The 24,437-nt window shown below is 44.1% G+C and carries 19 protein-coding genes and 1 tRNA gene; 16 read left to right on the top strand and 4 right to left on the bottom strand.

Annotation, left to right across the window (positions count from 1 at the left end; genetic code table 11):
• Positions 1-5: 5 nt before the first annotated feature.
• The gene (gene minD, locus M9194_RS16645; RefSeq protein WP_250613813.1) at positions 6-818 is read right to left on the bottom strand and encodes a septum site-determining protein MinD; all 813 of its coding nucleotides are present in this window, start codon (positions 816-818) and stop codon (positions 6-8) included.
• A gap of 17 nt (positions 819-835) precedes the next feature.
• Positions 836-1,495: a septum site-determining protein MinC gene (gene minC, locus M9194_RS16640; protein ID WP_250613812.1), complete on the bottom strand. Its 660-nt coding sequence runs from the start codon at positions 1,493-1,495 to the stop codon at positions 836-838.
• 191 nt (positions 1,496-1,686) lie between these two features.
• Here minC and M9194_RS16635 point away from each other — a divergent pair, with 191 nt between their 5' ends.
• Both M9194_RS16635 and M9194_RS16630 read left to right on the top strand, forming a co-directional pair.
• Positions 1,687-1,980: a YcgL domain-containing protein gene (locus M9194_RS16635; RefSeq protein ID WP_250613811.1), complete on the top strand. Its 294-nt coding sequence runs from the start codon at positions 1,687-1,689 to the stop codon at positions 1,978-1,980.
• 29 nt (positions 1,981-2,009) lie between these two features.
• The gene (locus M9194_RS16630; RefSeq protein WP_431769416.1) at positions 2,010-2,987 is read left to right on the top strand and encodes a lytic murein transglycosylase; all 978 of its coding nucleotides are present in this window, start codon (positions 2,010-2,012) and stop codon (positions 2,985-2,987) included.
• 69 nt (positions 2,988-3,056) lie between these two features.
• On the opposite strand, the gene folD is transcribed toward M9194_RS16630, so the two are convergent.
• Entirely contained in the window at positions 3,057-3,914 is an 858-nt protein-coding gene (folD, locus tag M9194_RS16625) for a bifunctional methylenetetrahydrofolate dehydrogenase/methenyltetrahydrofolate cyclohydrolase FolD (RefSeq protein WP_250613809.1), read from the bottom strand.
• 199 nt (positions 3,915-4,113) lie between these two features.
• On the opposite strand from folD, the gene M9194_RS16620 reads away from it, so the two are divergent.
• The 5 genes from M9194_RS16620 to M9194_RS16600 all read left to right on the top strand — a co-directional run bounded on the left by M9194_RS16620 (position 4,114) and on the right by M9194_RS16600 (position 8,999).
• Positions 4,114-4,190: transfer RNA gene (locus tag M9194_RS16620), tRNA-Arg, on the top strand.
• Between the two features lie 128 nt (positions 4,191-4,318).
• Positions 4,319-5,050: an SDR family oxidoreductase gene (locus M9194_RS16615; RefSeq protein WP_250613808.1), complete on the top strand. Its 732-nt coding sequence runs from the start codon at positions 4,319-4,321 to the stop codon at positions 5,048-5,050.
• A 171-nt stretch (positions 5,051-5,221) separates the two neighbouring features.
• A complete protein-coding gene (locus M9194_RS16610) occupies positions 5,222-5,812 on the top strand; it encodes a hypothetical protein (protein WP_250613807.1) in 591 nt (196 codons plus the stop codon).
• Positions 5,813-6,145: 333 nt separating this feature from the next.
• Positions 6,146-7,624 carry a protein adenylyltransferase SelO gene (locus tag M9194_RS16605; RefSeq protein WP_250613806.1) on the top strand — a complete coding sequence of 493 codons (1,479 nt, stop codon included), beginning with the start codon at positions 6,146-6,148 and terminating at the stop codon, positions 7,622-7,624.
• Between the two features lie 115 nt (positions 7,625-7,739).
• Positions 7,740-8,999, top strand: coding sequence for a DEAD/DEAH box helicase (locus M9194_RS16600; protein ID WP_250613805.1), 1,260 nt, complete (start codon positions 7,740-7,742; stop codon positions 8,997-8,999).
• Here the strand turns inward: M9194_RS16600 and M9194_RS16595 are convergent.
• Entirely contained in the window at positions 8,996-12,130 is a 3,135-nt protein-coding gene (locus M9194_RS16595; RefSeq protein ID WP_250613804.1) for a response regulator, read from the bottom strand. The two genes, M9194_RS16600 and M9194_RS16595, sit on opposite strands and share 4 nt — an antisense overlap.
• An 872-nt stretch (positions 12,131-13,002) precedes the next feature.
• Between M9194_RS16595 and tig the strand changes: the two genes are divergently transcribed.
• The 9 genes from tig to rpsA all read left to right on the top strand — a co-directional run bounded on the left by tig (position 13,003) and on the right by rpsA (position 24,402).
• Positions 13,003-14,310 (top strand): trigger factor, encoded by a 1,308-nt coding sequence (gene tig, locus M9194_RS16590; protein WP_250613803.1) that lies wholly within the window; start codon positions 13,003-13,005, stop codon positions 14,308-14,310.
• A gap of 103 nt (positions 14,311-14,413) precedes the next feature.
• The gene (clpP, locus tag M9194_RS16585) at positions 14,414-15,040 is read left to right on the top strand and encodes an ATP-dependent Clp endopeptidase proteolytic subunit ClpP (RefSeq protein WP_250613802.1); all 627 of its coding nucleotides are present in this window, start codon (positions 14,414-14,416) and stop codon (positions 15,038-15,040) included.
• 72 nt (positions 15,041-15,112) lie between these two features.
• Positions 15,113-16,393 (top strand): ATP-dependent protease ATP-binding subunit ClpX, encoded by a 1,281-nt coding sequence (gene clpX / locus M9194_RS16580; protein WP_250613801.1) that lies wholly within the window; start codon positions 15,113-15,115, stop codon positions 16,391-16,393.
• 118 nt (positions 16,394-16,511) lie between these two features.
• Positions 16,512-18,872, top strand: a complete 2,361-nt coding sequence (gene lon / locus M9194_RS16575; protein ID WP_250613800.1) for an endopeptidase La — start codon at positions 16,512-16,514, stop codon at positions 18,870-18,872.
• Positions 18,873-19,057: 185 nt separating this feature from the next.
• Positions 19,058-19,330: an HU family DNA-binding protein gene (locus M9194_RS16570; RefSeq protein WP_250613799.1), complete on the top strand. Its 273-nt coding sequence runs from the start codon at positions 19,058-19,060 to the stop codon at positions 19,328-19,330.
• 148 nt (positions 19,331-19,478) lie between these two features.
• Entirely contained in the window at positions 19,479-21,344 is a 1,866-nt protein-coding gene (ppiD, locus tag M9194_RS16565) for a peptidylprolyl isomerase (RefSeq protein WP_250613798.1), read from the top strand.
• Positions 21,345-21,478: 134 nt separating this feature from the next.
• Positions 21,479-21,775, top strand: a complete 297-nt coding sequence (locus tag M9194_RS16560; RefSeq protein WP_250613797.1) for a ComEA family DNA-binding protein — start codon at positions 21,479-21,481, stop codon at positions 21,773-21,775.
• Between the two features lie 152 nt (positions 21,776-21,927).
• Positions 21,928-22,641, top strand: a complete 714-nt coding sequence (gene cmk, locus M9194_RS16555; protein ID WP_250613796.1) for a (d)CMP kinase — start codon at positions 21,928-21,930, stop codon at positions 22,639-22,641.
• Between the two features lie 90 nt (positions 22,642-22,731).
• Positions 22,732-24,402 (top strand): 30S ribosomal protein S1, encoded by a 1,671-nt coding sequence (gene rpsA, locus M9194_RS16550; protein WP_250613795.1) that lies wholly within the window; start codon positions 22,732-22,734, stop codon positions 24,400-24,402.
• The last annotated feature ends 35 nt before the right edge of the window (positions 24,403-24,437 follow it).

Below are 24,437 nucleotides of genomic sequence, written 5' to 3'. Positions count from 1 at the left end.
CCGCGTTAGCCTCCGAATAGACGTTTAAAGATTCCCTTCTTCTGCTCTGTTAGAAAGCGGAAGTCTATTTGCTCACCAAGTAATCGCTCCACAGTATCATGATAGGCCATTCCTGCGTCTGAATCTTCATCGAAAATGACAGGAACGCCTTTGTTAGAAGCATTGAGTACTGCCTGGCTCTCTGGAATCACTCCGAGTAGCGAAATATGCAGAATTTCCTCTACGTCTTCGACACTAAGCATTTCACCTTGAGTCACTCTCACCGGGTTATAACGGGTGAGTAATAGATGTTGTTTTACAGGCTCTAGCCCTTCTTCGGCGCGCCTAGATTTAGAATCTAGAATGCCTAAGATTCTATCTGAGTCTCTAACCGATGACACTTCGGGGTTAGTGGTAATGATGGCTTCGTCGGCAAAGTACAGTGCCATCAGCGCACCTTGTTCGATACCTGCAGGAGAGTCACAGAGAATAAAATCAAACCCCATTTCGTCGAGCTCATCCAAGACTCGCTTTACGCCATCTTTATTGAGCGCTTCTTTATCTCGTGTTTGAGAAGCGGGCAATACGAACAAGTTATCCGTACGTTTATCTTTGATCAAAGCTTGGTTTAACGTTGCTTCACCGTTAATCACATTTACAAAGTCATACACCACACGGCGTTCACAGCCCATAATAAGATCGAGGTTTCTTAAACCAATATCGAAATCGATGACCGCGGTCTTTTTTCCCTTCAAAGACAACCCTGAAGCGATTGCCGCGCTAGACGTGGTTTTCCCTACACCACCTTTACCTGACGTTACAACAATAATGCGTGCCATTACGTTTTCCTTATGTTCTAGATAGTAAGTATGTCATAGTGCAACATGTCTTCGGACATACTAAGCATGACCTTCTTTTGCCACACTTCACTATCAATTTGATCGCTGAGCCAGTAGTTGCCAGCGATGGACACCAGCTCAGCTTGTAAATCGTTGCAAATAATCTTTGCGTCGGTTGAACCACTTGCACCGGCTATAGCGCGTCCACGCAGCGTACCGTGAATATGTATAGAGCCATCTGCGATGACTTCAGCACCAGGACTGACATGATTCAGTACGACTAAATCTGCGTTTTTCGCATAAACTTGCTGTCCTGAACGGATAGGTGTTCGTACCACTTTCGTTGGCACCAAGTTAGAGGCTTTCGTGGGCGGTTTGCTGGAAGACATAATAGCAAATCCTGCTTGTGACGCTAAGGATTGTGTATGTTCGTCCTTACTGCCAGTGATGCCTACCGGAATAAGTCCCGCTTCCTTGATGCCTTTCTTTAGCTCAGAAAAGTCTACCTCACCAGCCACATTGGCGATATTGATTACGACAGGAGCAGAAGTGAAGAATGTCGGCGCTTGCTCCACTTTTTTTTTCAAAAACTGGATAGATTTCTCCACTTCGTTGTCTGAAAGATGGAGGACCGACAGGGTAAAACTGCTTCCTTTTAGGTCAGGAGTTTGTGACATTTAGTATATGACCTCAATAACGCTTGCTTTAATGTATAGAGTTTTGTTTGTATGTAGAGTTATCATGTTATATTTCCCACATTGGCTCTACAAGCTATCTGGTCGTTATTTAAGTGATTTAGTCGAAAAAATAGCTAAACATTTACGAAATTCACTATTTCTGATGAGAATTTGATAATTTAAGGTAATCGATGCTCTGTTCAATTTACAAAAGCTCTAAAAAAGAAGGTACCTATCTTTATTTGCCAAAGAAGGATGACTTTTCACAAGTCCCTGACACGCTAATGCAAATGTTTGGCAAACCTATGTTCGTAATGGTGATAAAGTTAGAAGGACGTAAGCTGGCTAGAGTAAGCGTTGAAAAAGTGAAAGAGTCTTTCGATTCTGATGGCTTTTTCTTGCAATTACCGCCTCCTCCAGAAGATCTTCTTGAAGCACACAAGAAGCGAAAAGCTCAGCAAAAGAAATCCGACAACTCGGCATAAAATTGCTCAAGGAGGGCAATTTGAAAAAAATCATAACATTTCTACTAGGTCTAGGTGTGGCCACTTCTTCTTATGCAAACGCAACCGATGCGAGTTTTGAGCAGTATGTTGAAGGGCTAAAAAAAGAAGCACGTTCTGATGGCATTTCTGATCGTATCCTGACTGAAGCGTTTGAAAACGTAAAATATGTCCCTCGCGCGGTGAAAGCTGACCGAAACCAGCCAGAAAAGAGACTCACTCTCGACGAATACATTCCTCGTGCAGTGCCTCAATGGAAAGTAAAACAAGCCAAAGCGCTGTACAAAAAGTACTACTCTGATTTACAAAGGATCGGCGCAAAGTATTCAGTCCAGCCTCGATTTATTGTAGCGCTTTGGGGAGTGGAAAGTAACTTTGGTAAGTTTACTGGCTCATACAATGTTATCGATGCTTTGACAACAATGGCTTACGATGGGCGAAGAGAAAAGTTCTTCCGTAGTGAGACCATGGCGGCGCTGAAAATATTGCAAGAAGGGCATATTCAAGTTGCCGACATGAAGGGCTCATGGGCTGGTGCAATGGGGCAATGCCAATTTATGCCTAGTTCCTATATCGCTTATGCCGCAGATGGTAATGGTGATGGCAGAAAGGACATTTGGACTTCCCCTGATGATGTCTTTGCTTCCACGGCGAACTATTTGCACAAGTCTGGTTGGGATGCGACTCATACATGGGGGCGTCAAGTCATGCTGCCAAAAGGTTTTGATCGCAAACTCGCAGGACGAGAAGAGGACAAGGCGAAAACTCTGCAAGAGTGGAGTAAGCTAGGCATTACGAAATACGATGGTAAGCCTTTGCCAAACCTTGGCAAACACGACATCAAAGCCTGGTTGATCATGCCCGATGATTTGGGGGGGCGTGTGTATTTGATTTACAACAACTATCAAGTGCTGATGAAGTGGAATCGTTCTTACTATTTTGCAACGGCAGTGACGCATTTAGCGGATGCGATTAAGTTTGATCCGTAAATTTTAAATATCCGTCGCTACAAGGCTCCGAACTCGGAGCCTTTATCGTTTTGTTTCGGTGTGATGATATTACTTGGTGTGATACTGCTCGCAAGCTATCATTGTGTTCTCGATCAAACTTGCTACTGTCATTGGGCCCACGCCCCCTGGTACCGGAGTAATATAGCTTGCTCTTTCTTTTGCTGTATCGTATTCAACATCGCCCACTAGCTTACCCGATTCAAGTCGATTGATGCCGACATCAACAACGACAGCGCCCTCTTTGATCCATTCTCCAGGAATAAAATTGGGTTTGCCTACGGCCACGACCACAACATCAGCTTGGCGAACGTGACTTTCAAGATCTTTGGTAAATCGATGACACGTTGTGGTGGTACATCCTGCTAGCAGCAACTCTAGTGTCATAGGTCGGCCGACAATATTGGAAGCGCCGACAATCACAGCATGTTTGCCGCGCAGTTGAATGTTGTAGCGATCGAGCAGTGTGATGATGCCTTTAGGTGTACAAGAGCGAAGCTTTGGAATGCGCTGGGCAAGTCTTCCAACGTTATAAGGGTGGAAACCATCCACGTCTTTCTCTGGCAGTATCCGTTCTAATACATGTGTTGTATCGATCCCTGCAGGAAGAGGAAGTTGGACTAAAATACCATCAATTTCACCGTCTTCATTTAATGTATCTACCAGATCCAACAATTCTTTTTCCGTGGCAGATGCGGGTAAGTCATAGGACTTGGAAACAAAGCCGACTTCTTCACATGCTCGGCGTTTGCTCCCAACATAGACTTGTGAAGCTGGATCTTCTCCAACCAATATAACAGCAAGGCCAGGGGCTCTTCGCCCCGCTTCTGTGCGTGCTTTCACACGAGCTGCAACTTCAGAGCGAACAGTTTGCGAGATCAGTTTACCGTCGATGTTTTGGGCAGTCATGACTTTCCTTCAGGTAGGTGGTCGATAAGTTCGCAGGCATTGTCGCAAAAAATTCAATGAACATCTATAGGCAAACGTTTGCTTTGTCGTTTATTTGCGCGCATTTATCAGTTGTGCGTCTTTTTTAAGCACTTGAATCAAAAAGTGATATAAAGGCATTGATCTCGTAACTTCAATTCGTATAATTCCCTCCTGTAGCGCGCCCTTAGCTCAGCTGGATAGAGCACGTCCCTTCTAAGGATGTGGTCGAAGGTTCGAATCCTTCAGGGCGTGCCATATTAGAAAAGCCCCTGACTCATCGAGTCAGGGGCTTTTTGCTATTGCATGTTCAAACCACTTCCCAATCCCTTAAGATTATGCTTTTCTTGTTTTTTCTGTGAATGTAATCGCTGAGGGAATCACCAATGAATAAGGTCGTATTAGTGACAGGGGCGAGCCGAGGGATAGGCGCTGCAACAGCGAAGTTGCTGGCGACTCAAGGCTATTCTGTTGTTATCAATTATCGAGTTAACCGCGCAGAGGCAGAGAAAGTACTTCAAGATGTACGCAATACTGGCGCTGAGGGCATCTTAATTCAAGCGGATGTTTCTGATGAGCATCAAGTGATTGAGATGTTTAAATTAGTCGCTCAGCAACTCGGACCTGTTACTCATTTGGTGAACAATGCGGGCATATTAAAACAGCAGGCATCGTTACTGGATTTGGATGCAGACAGGATCAACCAAATATTGACCACCAACGTGACCAGTTATTTACTATGCGCTAGGGAAGCGGTGGAACAAATGGTATCGGGCGGCGCTATTGTTAATGTCTCTTCAATGGCGGCAAAAACAGGCTCTCCACACGAGTACATCGACTACGCGGCGTCTAAAGGGGCCATAGACACAGTAACCATTGGTTTGGCCAAAGAGCTAGCGAGTCAAAAAATTCGAGTTAACGGAGTGAGGCCCGGTGTCATTTACACCGACATGCACGCTGACGGAGGTGAGCCTAACCGACCAGATAGGGTAGGTAAGCGACTTCCTCTACAAAGAGGTGGCACTGCCGAGGAAGTGGCGAACGCCATTGCTTGGTTACTATCGGAACAATCGAGTTTTAGTACCGGTACCTTTATTGATGTGTCTGGCGGTTTATAGCCTAGTACCTTTAATTTGGCTCCGAGTCTTGCACCTTGCCTAATGAGGGAGAGGGTATAAGTAACAATAGTTCGGGCGAAATTAATTAAATTGTAATAATTTGTTGCATATGGTGGTGTACCATTTTAGTTCTGACTTCTTATTGACTTTATTGTTCAGGAAACGAGTGGTATGAGTGAAGAAAAAGGTGAGTTTCCAGGAATTACGTTTTCGTCGACAGACGGTAAATTTAAGTTTGAGTCCGCAGAATGGAATTCAACCACCATTGGCAACAAAGACGATTGGGTTATTGGTTTTTACACCAGCTTGGCCGGCCCTTTCACCAATAAGTTATACGGTGGCGAGTATGTACAATATTACCCTGGATTTAAGATTGATATTGGTGGGGTAAAGAAAAAGTACGAGGCAAGCTGGCTGGGGTTTTCTCTAGAGCGGTTTAAATGTTCAGCTCAAGACACAGAGGTTGTAGACAACCGAGTGTCAGTCAGTCAAGAGTCTGTGCACTCAAGTGCTCAGAGTGTGGAGTCCGTTGTCAATCATCTAGATAACGTTGCGGTGCGGGTAAATAAAAGTGGCGTTGTAATGCGCAGCAACAATTTGAATCTTGCGCAAGATGGAATTCGGCAACGTAGCAGCTCGATGTTCGTGGCTCGCTCTGGATTGTCTAATGTGTCGGCGGAAGCAGAAGTGCGACAAAGGCAATCTTCGGTGGAGAGCGGAGGCATCAGATTGGTGGGCAGAAGGCTGACCATGTACAACTGATTTTATCGTCCAAAGCTGTCGCTGAAAGCCCACTCTGAAATAAAAAATTAATACTCTAATTGTTGAGATGTTAGCTAAAATTCACAATACTGTAACAATAACGTAATAAAAAAGAGGCTAGCTAATGCAACATCAAGAAATGATCCAACCTACCAATCTTGGGCTTATCAGTAAAACCTGTATATTTTCTTTACTAGGTATTTTCTGTGTCCTATTGATTATTCAGTAGTCGTGTATAAAGAGACGCTACCGCTTGCGGTAGTCGATCTTTGCTAGATTGACCGACTCAGAGTGTGCTAACGTTGCTCCATATCAGTACTTATGGATTGACACATGTCTAACCTCGATACCCTTGCCATCTCTAACCGCTTTTCTGAACTGCCGAGTTCGTTTTATACCCGCCTTGCTCCCCAGCCGTTAACCAATTCCCAATGGGTAATTTGGAACAAAACACTGGCGGATCTGCTTCAATTTCCCGATGATGTCGATAGCTTGTCTCGATGGTTGCCAAAACTCGATGGTTCGGCTTTACATCAAGGTTTTGAACCTTTAGCAATGAAATACGCGGGTCATCAGTTCGGGGGTTACAATCCAGAATTAGGTGATGGCAGAGGGTTGTTGCTTGGTGAGATTGAAGGGAAAGATAAGTGCGTTTATGACGTGCACTTAAAAGGCGCAGGTATCACGCCATATTCACGAATGGGCGATGGTCGCGCTGTGTTACGATCTTCCATCCGCGAGTATTTGTGCAGTGAAGCGCTGTTTGCACTAAACATCCCCACAACGAGGGCACTTGGTTTAATTGCCAGTGATACGCCTGTTTATCGAGAAAAGCAGGAAAAAGGGGCGATGCTAATCCGTATTGCTGAAACTCATATCCGTTTTGGCCATTTTGAGCATTTTTTCTATACCAATCAACACAGAGAACTTAAATTGTTAGCAGACAAGGTTATTGAATGGCATTTCCCAGATCTTGCCAATAGCAAAACACCTTATGTCGACTGGTTTCACCAGGTTGTGAAATCTACTGCGGAGATGATAGCTCATTGGCAAGCCATAGGCTTTGCTCACGGGGTAATGAATACCGATAATATGTCGATATTAGGTCAGACTTTTGATTTTGGCCCGTTTGGCTTTATTGATGATTTTGAAGCTGGCTATATTTGTAATCACTCTGACTACCATGGTCGCTATGCATTTAATCAACAACCTAATATTGGCCTGTGGAACCTGTCTGCACTCGCCTATGCGTTATCACCTCTCATTGAAAAAGAGGACGCGGAATCGGCATTGGATCAATACGAATCCATACTGAGTCGAAAGTACTATCAGCTAATGCGCAATAAACTTGGTTTGCGCATGCCTCACGAGCACGACGGTGCGTTGATTGAGTCGCTTCTTCTACTGTTAGAAGAACAGCGCATTGATTATACAAATTTCTTTCGTTACCTCTCGAACATGGGCACTTTGGGGAACGAGCCTATTTGTGCTTTATTTTGTTCTGTCGATGCAATCCAACCCTGGCTAAAACAATATTTTGAACGCCTAGAACTGGAAAGCAAAGTCGAGTCGGGAGAGGTATTGACTATGCAGCAGCGCTGCGAAGTCATGCGAACACACAACCCTAAGTACATTTTGCGCAATTATCTGGTTCAGCAAGCCATCGAGCGAGCAGAAGAAGGTGATTTCAGCGAGGTGCATCGATTGGCCTCGTTGCTGACTAAGCCTTTTGACGAACAACCCGAATATGAAAAGTATGCGAGTTTGCCTCCCGAGTGGGGGAAAAAGCTAGAGATTAGTTGCTCTTCTTAGTCGCGGAGTGGCTAAAGCGGAGCATGTTAATTGAACCAATCGAAGAATTCTGATTTCAGTATGGTACTGACTGGTGTAAAGTGAGCCGTTTTTACCACCTTGTATCTGTAAACATATGCTATTTCGCGAACTAGGCCTCAGCACATCTTTTTTGTGTGAAACCGTAGAGCAATTGGGTTATACCGAGCCAACCCCAATTCAATCCAAGGCGATCCCTCAGGTGTTGTCGGGTAAGGATTTATTAGCCGCTGCGCAAACCGGAACGGGTAAAACCGCCGCTTTTTCACTTCCTATCATTGATCAAATGCTTATCGATCCGATTGCTCAAGACTCGGAGAAAAAAGTACGTTGCTTAGTTCTTGTGCCCACTCGTGAGCTTGCTCAGCAAGTTTATGAAGCTATGGTGAGTTTTAGTAAAGACACCGGCCTACGATGTGTTGCGGTTTATGGCGGAACGAGTATAAAAGCGCAAAGAGACGCGTTAAAGCTTGGGTGCGACATTGTGATAGCGACTCCGGGTCGCCTACTTGATCACCATCACTGTGGTCACATTAGTCTGAAACATATTGAGCACTTTGTTCTCGATGAAGCTGATAGAATGCTGGATATGGGGTTTAAACCAGATATTCAAAGAATTCTTCGCAATCTCAATTCACAACGGCAAACTTTGTTGTTCTCTGCCACCTTTACCCCTCAGATTAAGGCACTGGCGTATAAGCTGCTAAATCAGCCAGCAGAAGTTGAAGTGGCGGGGAAAAATAGCACGGCAGCGACGGTAAAGGAGATGCTTTACCCGGTGGATAAGCAGAAAAAAACCGCGTTACTTGCCTATCTCATTGGCTCGCGAAACTGGCAACAGGTATTGGTTTTTACCAAAACCAAAGAAGGTAGTGATCAATTGGTCAAGGAACTAAAACTGGATGGAATAAAGGCTGTCTCCATCAATGGCGATAAAAGTCAGGGTGCGAGAACCAAAGCGTTAGCCGATTTTAAATCCGGTCAGGTACGTGCCTTGATTGCAACCGATGTTGCGGCGCGAGGGTTAGATATTCCCCAACTCGACCAGGTCGTGAACTTTGATATGCCCTTTAAAGCAGAAGACTACGTTCACCGTATCGGCCGAACCGGGCGTGCAGGAAGAGACGGACTGGCGGTTTCACTTATGTCTCACGACCAAGAGTATCTCTTGGCGCCTATAGAGAGACTGTTAGATAGGCGAATACCACAAGAGTGGCTGGCCGGGTTTGAACCAAGCCCAATCTCAGAGAGTGATAACCCCGGCTCTCCGCGTCCGCGCCGGGGGCGCAATCGCGATAAGCAAAAAATGAAAGCCAAGCTAAAAATACATTCAGGGCGTGGCAAAAAGAAAAGCTAGGATGCCTTTGACTCGGTAAGGTTGCTCCATTGATGGATTTTCTTTATGACTAATGCCTTATTAATCGGCTTGGTTAAGAAGTCGTTCATGCCAGCATTTAAGCAATCTTGCCTGTCGCTTTCCATCGCATTGGCTGTCATCGCCACAATTGGGGTGTTGGCGTGCAATTCGCCTGCCTCTCCCAATCGAATTCTTTGCGTGGCTTCATAACCATCCATTTCTGGCATTTGGCAATCCATTAAAATTAAATTGATTTCCTGATCATCTGACAACTTTTCGATGGCTTGCTTGCCGTTTTCAGCCAACACGACTTGCACATCAAGTTGCTTCAATACCCCACGAATCACCACCTGGTTGACACGATTATCTTCAACGACCAGAATCTTCGTTTTATCGCTAATGGTATTGCTTACAGCAGCATCCGTATCTGTTTTCAAACTGGTGAGGTAGTTGTGAGTCACCAGTGCATCTTTGTCAGAGAAGTCATCACTGCCAATGACATTTAACGCGTTGAATAGGTCGGACGTGGTGGCTGGCTTGGCAAAATATCCGGAGAAACCTAATGCCTTGAACTCTTGGTTATTAGCGATACTTTCCATTGAAGTCATCATAATGAGCTTGGTCTGTTGCCATTCGCTTTGCAATCGTATCGCTTTACATAGCTCCAATCCATCACACTCAGGCATTTGCATATCGAGAAATGCAATATCATAAAGCCCTTCAATGGAACGAGAAGCGCGCTCAAATTGAGCCAATGTACTTTCCTTATCACAAGCTTGAGAGACATGAGCTCCCCAGTGTTCAAGCTGTTTACATAGCACTTCTCTGTTAACGGCATTATCATCCACTACCAAGATGGACAACTTGCTGATGTCGGTTTTGGGTACCACAAGCTCAGCTTGGTTTGATTTGCCAACTTGGATCTCAAAGGAAAACGTGCTGCCTTTACCGACTTCACTGGTCACTTGGATGTTGCCATCCATCATCAAACACAGTTTTTTTACAATGGCTAGCCCCAGCCCTGTCCCGCCGTATTTTCGGGTCGTAGAGGCATCGACTTGGCTAAATTTATCAAACAAGTTTGCGATTTTATCGGTAGGAATACCTATTCCTGAGTCAGACACCGAGGCCTGAAGTGTCCATTGGTTTTCAGAAAGTTCGACCAGCTTTGCTGTAACGATAATTTCACCTGCTTGGGTAAATTTGACAGCGTTACCCACGAGGTTGGCGAATATCTGCCGGATTCGGCTGCTGTCGCCGAGTACCATGGTTTGATTTACTTCAATAGTATCCAGTACGATTTCGATATCTGGGTTAGAAAGGCTTGCCGCTGTGGATTCACAGAAGTCACCGAGTACTCGGCGAAGGTCGAAGTGGTGCGACTCAAGTTCTAGCTTATCGGCTTCGATTTTAGAAAAGTCTAAAATGTCGTTGATGATGTTCAGTAAAGATACAGCGCTATTGTGTGCTAGGTAGGCTTGGTGTTGTTGGGAATTATTCAGATTATTTTCCATTAGCAGCTCCAACATGCCAATGACACCATTCATCGGTGTGCGTATTTCATGGCTCATCACTGCTAAAAATTCACTCTTTATCTTTGCAGCTTGTTCGGCTTTTTCTTTTGACTCAATAAGTTTTGCTTCTGCTTCTTTTGATTCTGTAATGTCTTTCACGATAGCCGAAAATAGCACCCCTTGTTCTGTGGCAACTCGAGCAATAGATAGGAGTATAGGGAACCGAACACGGCTCTTTCCTAGCGCATTGAGCTCAATACTTAACGCACCTTCGGTCTTTAAATTGCCAAGGTATTCTGAAACGCCGGAATTGAGGTAGTCTCTAATTCGATGTTTCGCTGAATCTGTACCGTCATCCATCAACCTCTCGATAGGTTGATGTAGCATTTCTTGTTCTGAATAACCAAAAATGGTTTGAGCTGCTTGATTGAAGGTAAGAACGTGGCCCTCTGAGTTGAGGGTGATGATACCATCAGCGGCGGTATCTAATATGGCGGACAGTTTTTGCTTTGTCGTTTCCTGAACTGCGAGAATATGCTCTTTTTCTTTAATTTCTTCATCAAGTCGACTAACGGAAGTTGTGGTGCTTTTCAATTGTGAAGCCAACGCGTTAATTGACGAGGCAATGGATGAGAGCTCCTCTGAGCTTGTTGGCGGAATAACATAGTCTAGCCCTTTGGCTCCAAGCATATTGATATGATTTTTTAGGCTGGTGATGGGTTTGACAATGATATTCTTTAGCAAGAAGAACAGTGAAAACGACAACAACAATACTGTGCCCAATTCGAGCGTGGCGAGCCAAAATTGGATATTGTCTAGACTGTGAAGTGCCGATTTTTCTGAGAAGCTGATGGTCAAGTTATAGTCGGCCAATCCTATTTGCAAAAACTTGGAGGCACTCACCATTTTTTCTTGAGTCGGTTGATTGTCTGCACTGAGCAGTAGCGGCTTGTTTGTACGAGTTTGTAGTGTGATATTGCTTACAGGTAGATAAGCCGATTTCAGCTGGTTTAAGGACTTTTCAATTAAGTCTTGATAGCTTTTTTTCCAGTTATAAGAAGCAATCACCCAGCCAACTAGCCGATTGTTAGCCTTGATAGGGCTTACTATCCATTGAGATATTTCTTTTGTAGTGGAAGCGGGTAACCAGTCATCTTGGCCTGGCATACTCGACACGGTATGATCCTTCAAAAGTGCAGCAAGTTTTGGGCTGGATTCAACGTTGCGCAGTTCCGACAACTTATTATTTCTGGAAGGTTGAGGGTGTATCGTTGAGCGTGAAAGCACATTACCATTGTATCCAACGACAAGGATATAGTTCATTGCAGGATATTCATGTACCACTCTATCTAGCATTTTAGTTAAGCCATTTAAATTGTGATAGTTAACTAATGCTGGGAGGTCTTGATTGCGTGCCGTGGTCTCGTTGATAGAGGCCATCGCTAGATTTTGCTCTTTCAAGATGGTTGAAAGTAGTTCAAGCGTACCATTAAGTTGTTGATGGACAGATTTTTCTATCTCTTTGTGAGTCATGGTAAAGGTGATCAAGCTCATGATCAGCATGATGCTTGATGTTAGGCCTGCGACCACAAGCGTTAACTTAGCTATTAAGCCCATTGAATACATCCAGTTGTGATAGGTGTGTCAAAGTCCCATTTCGACCATATTTCTAGTGGAAGGGAATGAATCTTTACGTAATGCCATCATCGATAAAGTTCAGAGAAAATCCTGATTTTACTATCAAATGCCCAGTATCAGTGAGGTATCCATTGTTTGAACCCTAGCTGATGTTGATTTTATATGTTTAGTTTAGATTCAATGAATTAAACTTCCAGTCAATCTTGGGTGGTGATGTTCTTTCGTTTCTAAGTTCTCATTGTCTGTCATAAGCTGACACAAAATTGACACTATGCTGATAAAAGAGAAACAAGGTTATTTCCAACCTTCTATACTTATTTGTAGAGTTGAATTTGAATCCCCCACTTAAAAGGTGCACGACAAGTGCCTTTGTCAACGATATAGGAGAGGGTAGAACACGTGTTCCTTCCCACGGTGGTACCCTCTCCTTATTTTATGCCGTATTTACCCCGAACCAGAGCCCAATAAAAAAACCTACGCGACACTTGAAAAAATCAATTGAGTCCCCACTTACTCGTTGTACGAAAACTTGTGCGAATTTGGAGCGATCGCCCAGAAAACTCGGATATAAAACGATCTATCTGGGGGATCGGCTCGACAGGTTAGATTTAGGCCGTTAGAATGCTGCGTCTAAATCACTTCCCGTGGGATGGCCGGACAGCACTTACACCATTCTTCTGCTTATTGAAGAGTAAAAGTAAGCCTTGGCCTTCCAGGAACTAAACGAAATATCGTGTCTCGGAACTTTGGGTAGATTAAAGACCGTAGTACACAAATTAAAGGAAGAAGTCACTCTAAATTGTGATTTCTATGCTCAGAATTAGATGAGCCATTTTTGAGGTTAATAAATAATGCAAGTTACTGTTGAAACGCTAGAAGGTCTAGAGCGCCGTATTAATATTACTGTTCCTGCTGCAAATATCGAAGATGCAGTTACAGCGGAGTTACGCAAAATTGCAAAGAACCGTCGTTTCGATGGCTTCCGTAAAGGTAAAGTGCCTTTGAAAATGGTTGCTCAAATGTATGGTCAAGCTGTTCGCCAAGACGTGATGGGTGATGTAATGCAACGCCACTTCATCGACGCTATCGTGAAAGAAAAAGTAAACCCAGCAGGCGCACCAACATTCGCTCCAGTTGATTCTAAAGAAGGTGAGGATTTTGAATTCTCTGCGACTTTTGAAGTTTACCCAGAAGTGGAAATCAAAGGTCTAGAAAACATCACTGTAGAGAAGCCTGCGGTTGAAGTTAAAGACGAAGACGTAGAAGAGATGATTGAAACGCTACGTAAGCAACAAGCATCTTGGACTGAAGCCGATACTGCTGTAGAAGACGGTACTCGTGCAACTATCGATTTCCTAGGCACTATCGACGGTGAAGAATTTGAAGGTGGTAAAGCAGAAGACTTCCCACTAGAAATTGGCGCTGGTCGTATGATTCCTGGTTTCGAAGATGACATCATTGGTAAAACTGCAGGAATGGAATTCGATATCGAAGTGACGTTCCCAGAAGACTACCACGCTGAGAACCTAAAAGGTAAAGCGGCGAAATTCGCAATCAAAGTGAAAAAAGTTGAAACTCGTGAACTACCTGAAATCAACGATGAGTTCATCGCTAAGTTTGGTGTTTCTGAAGGCGGTGTAGACGCACTTAAAGCAGAAGTTCGTAAAAACATGGATCGCGAGCTAAAGCAAGCGGTTAAAGGTCGTATCAAAGAGCAAGCGCTTGATGGCCTAGTAAAAGAGAATGAAATCGATGTTCCAGCAGCGTTGATTGACCAAGAAATCGGTGCACTTCGTCAACAAGCTGCACAACGTTTTGGTGGCAATGTTGAAGCGGCTGATCAGCTTCCTCGTGAGCTATTTGAAGAGCAAGCTAAGCGTCGCGTTGTTGTTGGTCTGCTTCTAGGCGAAGTGATCAAAGCAGAAGACATCAAAGCTGATGACGAGAAGGTTAAAGCTCTGATTCAAGAAATGGCTACAGCATACGAAGATCCATCAGAAGTTATTGCTTACTACGAGCAAAACGAGCAAATGATGAACAACATGCGTAATGTTGCTCTAGAAGAGCAAGCAATTGATGCAATCATCGAAAAAGCTCAGGTTTCAGAAAAAGAAGTAAGCTTCAATGATTTGATGAATCAACAACAGCCTGCGGCATAACAAGTTATAAAAAGCAGATGGTTGACTTAGAGTTAACTATTCTGCTAACAATGGTCCGTATGATTGTCGTCATCCGGACCATTTATTTTAGGGATATAAAATTATGAGCAACCAAGAAAAAAATGCAATGTCGCCGATTTTAGACGCATTGGTTCCAATGGTGGTTGAGCAAACGTCACGAGGGGAAAGATCGTACGATATATATTCTCGTCTGCTAAAAGAGCGTGTTATCTTTTTAACTGGTCAAGTTGAAGATCACATGGCAAACCTCGTCGTGGCTCAGTTACTTTTCCTAGAGTCAGAAAACCCAGACAAAGATATCTTCCTATACATTAACTCTCCTGGTGGCAGTGTGACTGCCGGTATGTCTATCTACGATACCATGCAGTTTATTAAGCCTGATGTGAGCACAGTCTGTATGGGGCAAGCCTGCTCAATGGGATCGTTTCTTCTCGCTGGCGGTGCCAAGGGTAAACGATACGCCTTGCCAAATTCTCGTGTGATGATCCATCAGCCCCTAGGTGGATTCCAAGGTCAAGCCTCCGATATCCAAATCCACGCGCAAGAAATTCTAACTATTAAGAAAAAGTTAAATAAATTGCTTGCCGAGCACACAGGGCAACCTCTAGATACCATAGAGGAAGATACGGATCGTGATAACTTTATGTCGGCTGATCAAGCAGTTGAATATGGTCTGGTTGATGCAGTTTTGAATCGACGCGATGACTAATTGTTTTAGCGCAAACCGGATCAATTTGATGTACACTCAAAACATGAAGATTAGAGGCGAAGAGGTTAGTGAATGACAGATAAAAACAAAGAGAGTGGTAGTAGTAAACTGCTTTACTGTTCGTTCTGTGGTAAAAGCCAGCACGAAGTTCGCAAGCTAATCGCCGGCCCGTCGGTATACATATGTGACGAATGTGTTGATCTATGTAACGATATCATTCGTGAAGAAATTAAAGACGTTTTACCTAAGAAACAGTCTGAAGCATTACCGACACCGAAGGAAATTCGCGATCATCTTGACGATTATGTTATCGGCCAAGATTATGCTAAGAAAGTATTAGCTGTAGCGGTTTATAACCACTATAAGCGTTTACGTAATGGCGATGTGACCAGTGATGGTGTTGAACTAGGTAAGAGTAATATCCTACTTATTGGCCCGACAGGTAGTGGTAAAACGCTACTCGCAGAAACGCTTGCTCGTTTCCTTGACGTGCCATTTACTATGGCTGATGCAACAACGCTAACAGAAGCGGGTTATGTCGGTGAAGACGTAGAAAACATCATCCAAAAACTGCTGCAAAAATGTGACTATGACGTTGCAAAAGCTGAGCGTGGCATCGTTTATATCGATGAAATCGATAAGATCTCACGTAAAGCTGAAAACCCTTCCATCACTCGTGATGTGTCTGGGGAAGGGGTTCAGCAGGCTTTGTTGAAGTTAGTAGAAGGCACGGTCGCGTCTGTACCGCCTCAAGGTGGTCGTAAGCATCCACAGCAAGAGTTCTTGCAAGTGGATACTTCAAAAATATTGTTTATCTGTGGTGGTGCATTTGCAGGCCTAGATAAAGTGATTGAGCAACGTGTTGCGACAGGTACTGGGATTGGTTTTGGTGCGGAAGTACGCTCTAAAGACGAAACTCGTACCGCTGGTGAACTGTTTGCTCAGGTAGAGCCAGAAGATTTGGTGAAGTATGGTTTAATTCCTGAGTTCATCGGTCGTCTACCCGTAACAACAACGCTAACTGAATTAGATGAAGAAGCCTTGATTCAAATCTTACGTGAGCCTAAGAATGCGTTAACTAAGCAATACGGTGCACTGTTTGATATAGAAGAAGTAGAACTTGAGTTTCGTGAAGATGCATTAAGAGCGATAGCTAAGAAAGCAATGGAGCGAAAAACAGGGGCGCGTGGCTTACGTTCGATACTGGAAAGTGTTCTTTTGGATACGATGTACGAGCTGCCATCCTCTTCTGAAGTCAGCAAAGTAGTGATTGACGATTCAGTCATAAACGGAGAGTCAGAGCCACTGCTTATCTATAGCAATTCAGACAATCAGGCCGCAGGTGCCGATTAATTAAACTAAATATCAAGAGGAGGTATCATTTACCTCCTTTTTTTTATTCTTTCATTTGAATCCAACCAATTAGCCCCCATATACTGCTCATAAGATATAAAGCAGAAGAGAGAAAAATATGAACTTGGAACGTTCCGAGCGTATCGAGATCCCAGTACTGCCTCTGCGTGATGTGGTGGTTTATCCGCATATGGTAATTCCATTGTTTGTTGGTCGTGAAAAGTCTATCAATTGCTTAGAATCGGCAATGGACAACAACAAACAAATCTTGTTAGTTGCGCAAAAACAGGCCGAGACTGACGAGCCTGAAATTGATGATTTGTTTGAGGTTGGCACCGTCGCGACCATACTCCAGCTGTTAAAATTGCCTGACGGTACAGTAAAAGTCCTTGTTGAAGGGCAGCAAAGGGCAAAAATTCATAAGTTTATCGAAAACGAATTTTTCTTTGCTGAAGCGCAATATCTGCCTACGCCTGAACTTGATGAGAAAGAGCAAGAAGTCATCGTTCGCAGTGCAATCAATCAATTTGAAGGCTTTATTAAGCTTAATAAAAAGATCCCACCAGAAGTACTGACTTCGCTAAATGGTATTGATGAAGCGGCTCGCCTTGCGGATACCATCGCCGCTCACATGCCACTGAAGCTATCTGACAAGCAGCAGGTGCTCGAGATTATCGACGTGACTGAGCGTTTAGAGTATCTCATGGGTCAGATGGAATCCGAAATTGACATTCTGCAGGTTGAAAAGCGTATTCGCGGACGCGTGAAAAAGCAGATGGAAAAATCTCAGCGCGAATACTATCTGAATGAGCAAATGAAAGCGATTCAGAAAGAACTGGGCGAAATGGACAATGCGCCAGATGAATTCGAGACTCTGAAAAAGAAAATCGAAGAATCAAAAATGCCTCAAGAGGCACGTGAGAAAACAGAACAAGAGCTGCAAAAGCTCAAAATGATGTCTCCAATGTCTGCAGAGGCCACGGTCGTTCGAAGCTACATTGACTGGATGATTGGTGTCCCTTGGTCGAAGCGCTCTAAGGTTAAGAAAAACCTAGCCAAAGCAGAAGAGGTCCTCAATGAAGACCATTATGGCCTTGAAAGAGTGAAAGAGCGCATTCTCGAGTACTTAGCGGTACAAAATCGAATCAACAAGCTTAAAGGTCCAATCTTGTGTCTTGTCGGTCCTCCAGGTGTCGGTAAAACCTCTCTTGGTCGCTCTATCGCTGCCGCAACGGGCCGTAAGTATACTCGTATGGCACTGGGTGGTGTTCGTGATGAAGCGGAGATCCGTGGTCACCGCAGAACGTACATTGGTTCGCTACCAGGTAAGTTGATTCAGAAGATGTCAAAAGTCGGCGTGAAAAACCCACTGTTTTTGCTCGATGAAATCGACAAAATGTCTTCTGATATGCGAGGCGACCCGTCGTCTGCCTTGTTAGAAGTATTAGACCCTGAGCAAAACAACGCATTCAATGACCATTACTTAGAAGTGGATTATGACCTTTCGGATGTAATGTTTGTTGCGACATCGAACTCGATGAATATTCCTGGACCGTTGCTTGACCGTATGGAAGTGATTCGCCTATCAGGTTACACCGAAGACGAAAAACTGAATATTGCTAAAAAGCACCTACTTGATAAGCAAATTAAGCGAAACGGCTTGAAAGAGCACGAAATCGCCATCGATGACACCGCAATTCTTGGCATTATTCGTTTCTATACCCGTGAAGCTGGTGTGCGTAACTTAGAGCGAGAGATTTCAAAAATCTGTCGTAAAGCGGTGAAGAATATCCTGCTTGATAGTGAGCTTGAGACGGTCCATGTCCATATGGATAACCTAAAAGATTATCTTGGTGTGCAGCGTTTCAACTACGGCAAAGCGGAAGACAACAACCGTATTGGCCAGGTGACAGGTTTAGCTTGGACAGAAGTAGGCGGCGATCTACTGACTATCGAAACAGAATCGGTACCAGGCAAAGGCAAATTGACGCAAACCGGATCTCTGGGCGATGTCATGCAAGAGTCCATTCAAGCTGCGATGACGGTTGTTCGTTCGCGAGCTAAAAAACTCGGTGTCAATCCAGATTTTTACGAGAAACGCGATATTCATGTGCATGTGCCTGAAGGGGCAACGCCAAAAGACGGTCCAAGTGCGGGTATTGCAATGTGTACTGCGCTGGTTTCGAGCTTAACGGGCAACCCAGTAAAAGCCGAAGTGGCAATGACGGGTGAGATCACACTGCGCGGAGAAGTGTTACCTATAGGTGGGCTAAAAGAGAAACTGCTTGCGGCGCATCGAGGTGGAATTACTACCGTACTCATTCCAAAAGAGAATGAAAGGGACCTAGAAGAGATACCAGAAAACGTGATTGCTGATCTAAAAGTTATCCCAGTTCAATGGATAGATGACGTGCTGAAAGTAGCACTAGTACAAGATCCGACGGGTGTGGAGTTTTCTATAGAAAATAGTGATGGGTAGCAAAATCTGGGTAAAAGAGTAGGCTGATTAGTCGAAAAAGGCTTGTCAGTCTTTTTAGGGGGAGCTAACGTTACCGACGTGGCTTGAAGCCTTGGCAGCTCTAAGCTGTGTTCACGTTGGATACGCATATGGAACGGATAGCTATCCCTACAAAACTATAATGGATAGCGCAAAGGAGAATCACGGTGAATAAAACTCAACTAGTCGAAAAAATTGCAACAAGTGCGGATATCTCTAAAGCGTCAGCAGGTCGTGTGCTAGATGCTTTTATTGAAGCGGTGGGTGATACATTACAATCAGGCGATCAAGTCGCACTGGTAGGATTTGGTACGTTCACTGTCCGTACTAGGGCAGCAAGAACTGGCCGTAACCCGAAAACGGGTGAAGAGATTCAAATAGCGGAAGCGAAAGTACCGGCGTTTAAAGCAGGTAAAGCACTTAAGGACGCTTGCAACTAGGGCTACCGCAGTCTAAACAAGTCTAATTTATTTAGACTTAAATAGAACCTTTTTATTTTATGCGCATCATACTGATGCGCATTTCTTTTTCTGATATCATCGCGCATATTAATTTTTTGAACTTCCGATTCTGGAGAGCAGTTATACTATGATGGATCGATTACGCGCGGGCGCAAGTAGCATCGCGATTAAAGTAATACTTGGCCTGATCATTTTATCTTTCGTTTTCGCTGGCATAGGCAGCTATTTGATTCGTGGTAGTAGCGATGCTGCTGCGACGGTAGGAAGTACGAAAATAAGCAGACAAGCTTTTGAGCAAGCCTATCAAAACGAACGCAATCGCATGCAATCTCAGTTAGGCGACTACTTTTCTAATCTTCTGGCTGATCCTAACTACGTTAAATCATTTAGAAAGTCAGTGCTTGACCGAATGATCAATAACGTATTATTGGAGCAATATGCTCACTCGCTGGGTCTTCGCGTTAGTGACAACCAAATTCGTCAAATGATTTTGACCTTGCCTGAGTTCCAGAAAGATGGAAAATTTGATCAACAAACCTACCAATTTTTGCTGACAAGAGCGGGCTATACGCCGGATCAGTTCGCAGATTATTTGCGTAAGGATTTACTACGCAACCAAGTGCTTTCTGCTATCCAAGGCAGTACGTTTACGCTGAAAGGCGAAGTGGAAGCCCAGAACAAACTAATTAGCGAAACACGTACCATCAGAACCATCACGCTGTCTCCATCTGAGTTCGCTAAGAAAGTTAAACTTGATGATCAGCAAATCGAAACTTACTATAAGCAGCACTCAGCAAGCTATACTCGCCCAGCGCAAGTGAAAGTGGCCTATGTAGAGTTGTCAGCAAAAGAATTGAAAGGACAAATCAAGGTCTCTGATGCAGAGGCGAAACAGTATTACCAAGAACACTTGGACAAATACTCAACACAGCCTCAAATTGAAGTCAGTCACATACTGATTAAGGATAACAAAGCAGAAGCGGAAGCAATCCTGAAACAGCTTCAAGCAGGTGCTAACTTTGCAAAACTGGCTAAAGAGAAATCTCAAGATCCAGGTAGCGCTAAAGAAGGCGGTAACCTTGGTTGGATAGAAAAAGGTGTCATGGCCCCATCGTTTGAAAAAGCGGCATTCTCTTTGAAAAAAGTGGGTGAATTGTCTGGCATTGTTAAGACTTCTTTCGGCTATCACATCATAAAGCTAGATGCGATTAAGAAAGCCCAAGTGAAACCGTTTAAAGATGTGGCTGCTGAAATTAAATCAGAGCTAACCGATCAAAAAGCGGCAGACAAATTCTACCAATTGCAAAGCAAGTTAGAGAAAGTTGCGTATGAGTCCCCAGACTCATTGGACGCTGCGGCAAAAGCTATCTCTCAACCAATCCACACAACGGGATTCATTACGCAAGAAACTGCGCCAAAAGTGTTGCAATCTCAGGCGGTATTCCAGGCATTGATGGACCCTGAAGTCAAAGAAGATGGTATGAACTCGAAAGCCATCGAAATTGGACCAGAGGACGTAGTAGTGGTTCGCGTTGAAAGCTCTAGAGAAAAATCGTTGATTCCTTTGAAAGAAGTTCGTGCCAAAGTGGTAAAACAGCTTTCTATGGATAAAGGCGAAGAAAATGCGCTCGACTTAGCAGGCAAGATTGTCAAAAGTCTGGACAAGGGTGATAACAAGCTACTGAAAGAAAATAAACTCACGTTCAGTAAAGCAGAAAACATCACTCGTCGCTCTCCTCTAGCTGATGTAGTGTTTACGATGCCAAAACCAAGTAAAGACAAGCCAGTTTATGGTCAAAGTAAAGACATGAGTGGCAATATTGTTGTGGTGGAACTGGACAAGGTGGAGCAAAAGGTTGAGCCGCAATACAACCAACAGATTGCTTCTCAATTGGCTCAGAACGATGCTCAGCAAGATATGTCTGCAGTGCTAGGTGAATTGCGTAAGCACACTGATATTGAATACAACATCAGTAATGACGCGACACAATAAGCACAGATATGTAATTGATAAGTAATAAAGAACGGACTGCGAAAGCGGTCCGTTCCTTTTTAATCTGCTCGCTCAACACTTCTATCTAAATCCCCTTAAGCTATTTCCTCTAGGATCATTAAAGAGGAAAAATTATGCAGCTACGCAAAACACTCACTCTCATCGTTATTCTATGCCTTAGCCTTCCATCTTTGACATGGGCAAATCAATCTGCCGATCACTATGAAGGTATTGAAATCACGGTCAATATTAACCAAGCTAGTGCTGAAGAGCTGGCGGCGTTGTTGAATGGAGTGGGCCTAAAGAAAGCCCAAGCGATAGTACAATATCGAAAAGAACATGGAGCGTTTAAATCGCCAGAGGATCTCACCAAAGTGAAAGGTATTGGCATTGCTATCGTAGGAAAGAACAAAGAGCGAATCCTACTTTAGTCGACATTGAAAGCGGTGAGGTCAAAGAAACGTAACATCATTATGCTAACTTCTACCATCTGACTAGCACAGAACAGCCATTCCCTCTATAATTCCCGCCAGCATCGGCCTAGTTGCTGTTCAAATTAGGCCAATTATTAGTGGAGTTAACTATGTTTTCTGAAACTGGGTCTTCTGAGACAGCAATTATTACTGTCGACGGTCCAAGTGGGGCAGGTAAGGGTACATTGTGCATGGCCTTGGCTAACAAGCTGGGATTCAAGCTACTTGATTCTGGGGCGATTTATCGAGTACTGGCTTTGGCGGCCATTCACCATGGCGTTGAACTCGAATCTGAAGATGCCTTAGTGCCTCTAGCGACCCATTTAGACGTTCAGTTTATCGCAGAGGGAGACTTGGTTAAGGTGATTCTGGAAGGCGAAGATGTTTCTAAAGAACTTCGCAAAGAAGAAACGGGTATGGCGGCGTCTACAGTGGCGGCATTACCTCGAGTACGCGAAGCGCTCCTAAGGCGTCAACGTGCTTTCGCCAAAGGATTGGGTCTTGTTGCTGATGGACGAGATATGGGAACGGTGGTTTTCCCTCAGGCTCAAGTAAAGATATTTCTTGATGCCAGTGCAGAAGAAAGAGCGAGAAGACGCTATAATCAGTTGCACGAGAAGGGGTTAAATGTTAGATTTGACGACCTTTTAAGCGAAATTATGCTGCGCGATGATAGAGATCGTAATCGCCCAGTCGCACCATTGCGACCAGCAGAAGACGCATTAGTGCTAGATTCCACGTCGATGGGTATCGACGAAGTGATAGAAAAGGCACTACAATATATCGAATCAAAGCTGAGTGAGCCTTTGACTCATTCAGATTAGAACGTTGGTCGCAAGGATGATGACTAGCGAAGTTAATAACCCCATGCGGTAGGATACCCATGGCTGTTTAATTTATTGAAGATTATTTAAATGACTGAATCTTTTGCTCAACTCTTTGAAGAGTTTTTAAACGAAACTGAATTCCAACAAGGTACTATTGTTAAGGGTACTGTTGTTGCTATCGAGAACGGCTTTGTACTTGTTGACGCAGGTCTTAAGTCTGAGTCTGCTATCCCAGCTGAACAGTTCAAGAACGCATCTGGCGAACTTGAAGTAGAAGTAGGTTCTGAAGTAGACGTTGCTCTTGATGCTGTAGAAGATGGTTTCGGTGAAACTCAACTTTCTCGTGAGAAAGCGAAGCGCCACGAAGCTTGGATCGTTCTTGAGAAAGCATACGAAGAAGCAGAAACTGTTGTTGGTATCATCAATGGTAAAGTTAAAGGCGGCTTCACTGTTGAACTAAACGGTATCCGTGCTTTCCTTCCTGGCTCTCTTGTAGATGTACGTCCAATCCGTGACACTGCACACCTTGAAAACAAAGAGTTAGAGTTCAAAGTAATCAAACTAGACCAGAAGCGTAACAACGTTGTTGTTTCTCGTCGTGCTGTAATCGAGTCTGAGAACAGTGTAGAGCGTGATGAACTACTTGAAACTCTTCAAGAAGGTTCTGAAGTTAAAGGTATCGTTAAGAACCTTACTGACTACGGTGCATTCGTTGATCTTGGTGGTGTTGACGGTCTTCTACATATCACTGATATGGCTTGGAAGCGTGTTAAGCACCCATCTGAGATCGTTAACGTTGGTGACGAAATCCTAGTTAAAGTTCTTAAGTTCGACCGTGACCGCACTCGCGTATCTCTAGGTCTTAAGCAGCTAGGCGAAGATCCATGGGTAGCAATCGCTAAGCGTTACCCAGAAGGTCACAAACTATCTGGTCGCGTTACTAACCTAACTGACTACGGCTGTTTCGTTGAAATCGAAGAAGGCGTTGAAGGTCTAGTACACGTTTCTGAAATGGATTGGACTAACAAGAACATTCACCCATCTAAAGTTGTTAATGTTGGCGACGAAGTTGAGGTTATGGTTCTTGAAATCGACGAAGAGCGTCGTCGTATCTCTCTAGGTCTGAAACAGTGTAAAGCTAACCCATGGCAGTCATTCGCTGAAGCTCAAGCTAAAGGCGACAAAGTTACTGGTAAGATCAAGTCTATCACTGACTTCGGTATCTTCATCGGTCTTGAAGGCGGCATCGATGGTCTAGTTCACCTTTCTGACATCTCTTGGAACGTTCCAGGTGAAGAAGCTGTACGTGAGTACAAGAAAGGCGACGAAATCTCTGCAGTTGTACTTGCAGTTGATGCTGAGCGTGAGCGTATCTCTCTTGGCGTTAAGCAAATGGAAAGCGATCCATTTAACGCTTATGTATCTGAAAACAAAAAAGGTGCTCTAGTTAACGGTACTGTTACTGCAGTTGACGCTAAAGGTGCTACAATTGAACTTGTAGACGGCGTTGAAGGTTACATCCGTGCTTCTGAAGTATCTCGTGACCGTGTTGAAGATGCGTCTCTAATCTTAAGTGTTGGCGATAGTGTTGAAGCGAAATTTACTGGTGTTGACCGTAAGAACCGCGTAATTAACCTATCTATCAAAGCTAAAGATGAAGCTGAAGAGCAAGAAGCAATGGCTTCACTGAACAAATCTGAAGAAGGTGCGTTCGGTAATGCTATGGCTGATGCGTTTAAGGCTGCTAAAGGCGAATAATCACTATCGCTAAAAAGGGAGCCGAAAGGCTCCTT

The sequence above is a fragment of the Vibrio sinus genome (genome assembly GCF_023634645.1).
GTDB classification, from domain to species: domain Bacteria; phylum Pseudomonadota; class Gammaproteobacteria; order Enterobacterales; family Vibrionaceae; genus Vibrio; species Vibrio sinus.
The sequence above is the reverse complement of the archived record's forward strand: the minus strand, read 5'-3'. Positions and strand labels throughout refer to the sequence as shown.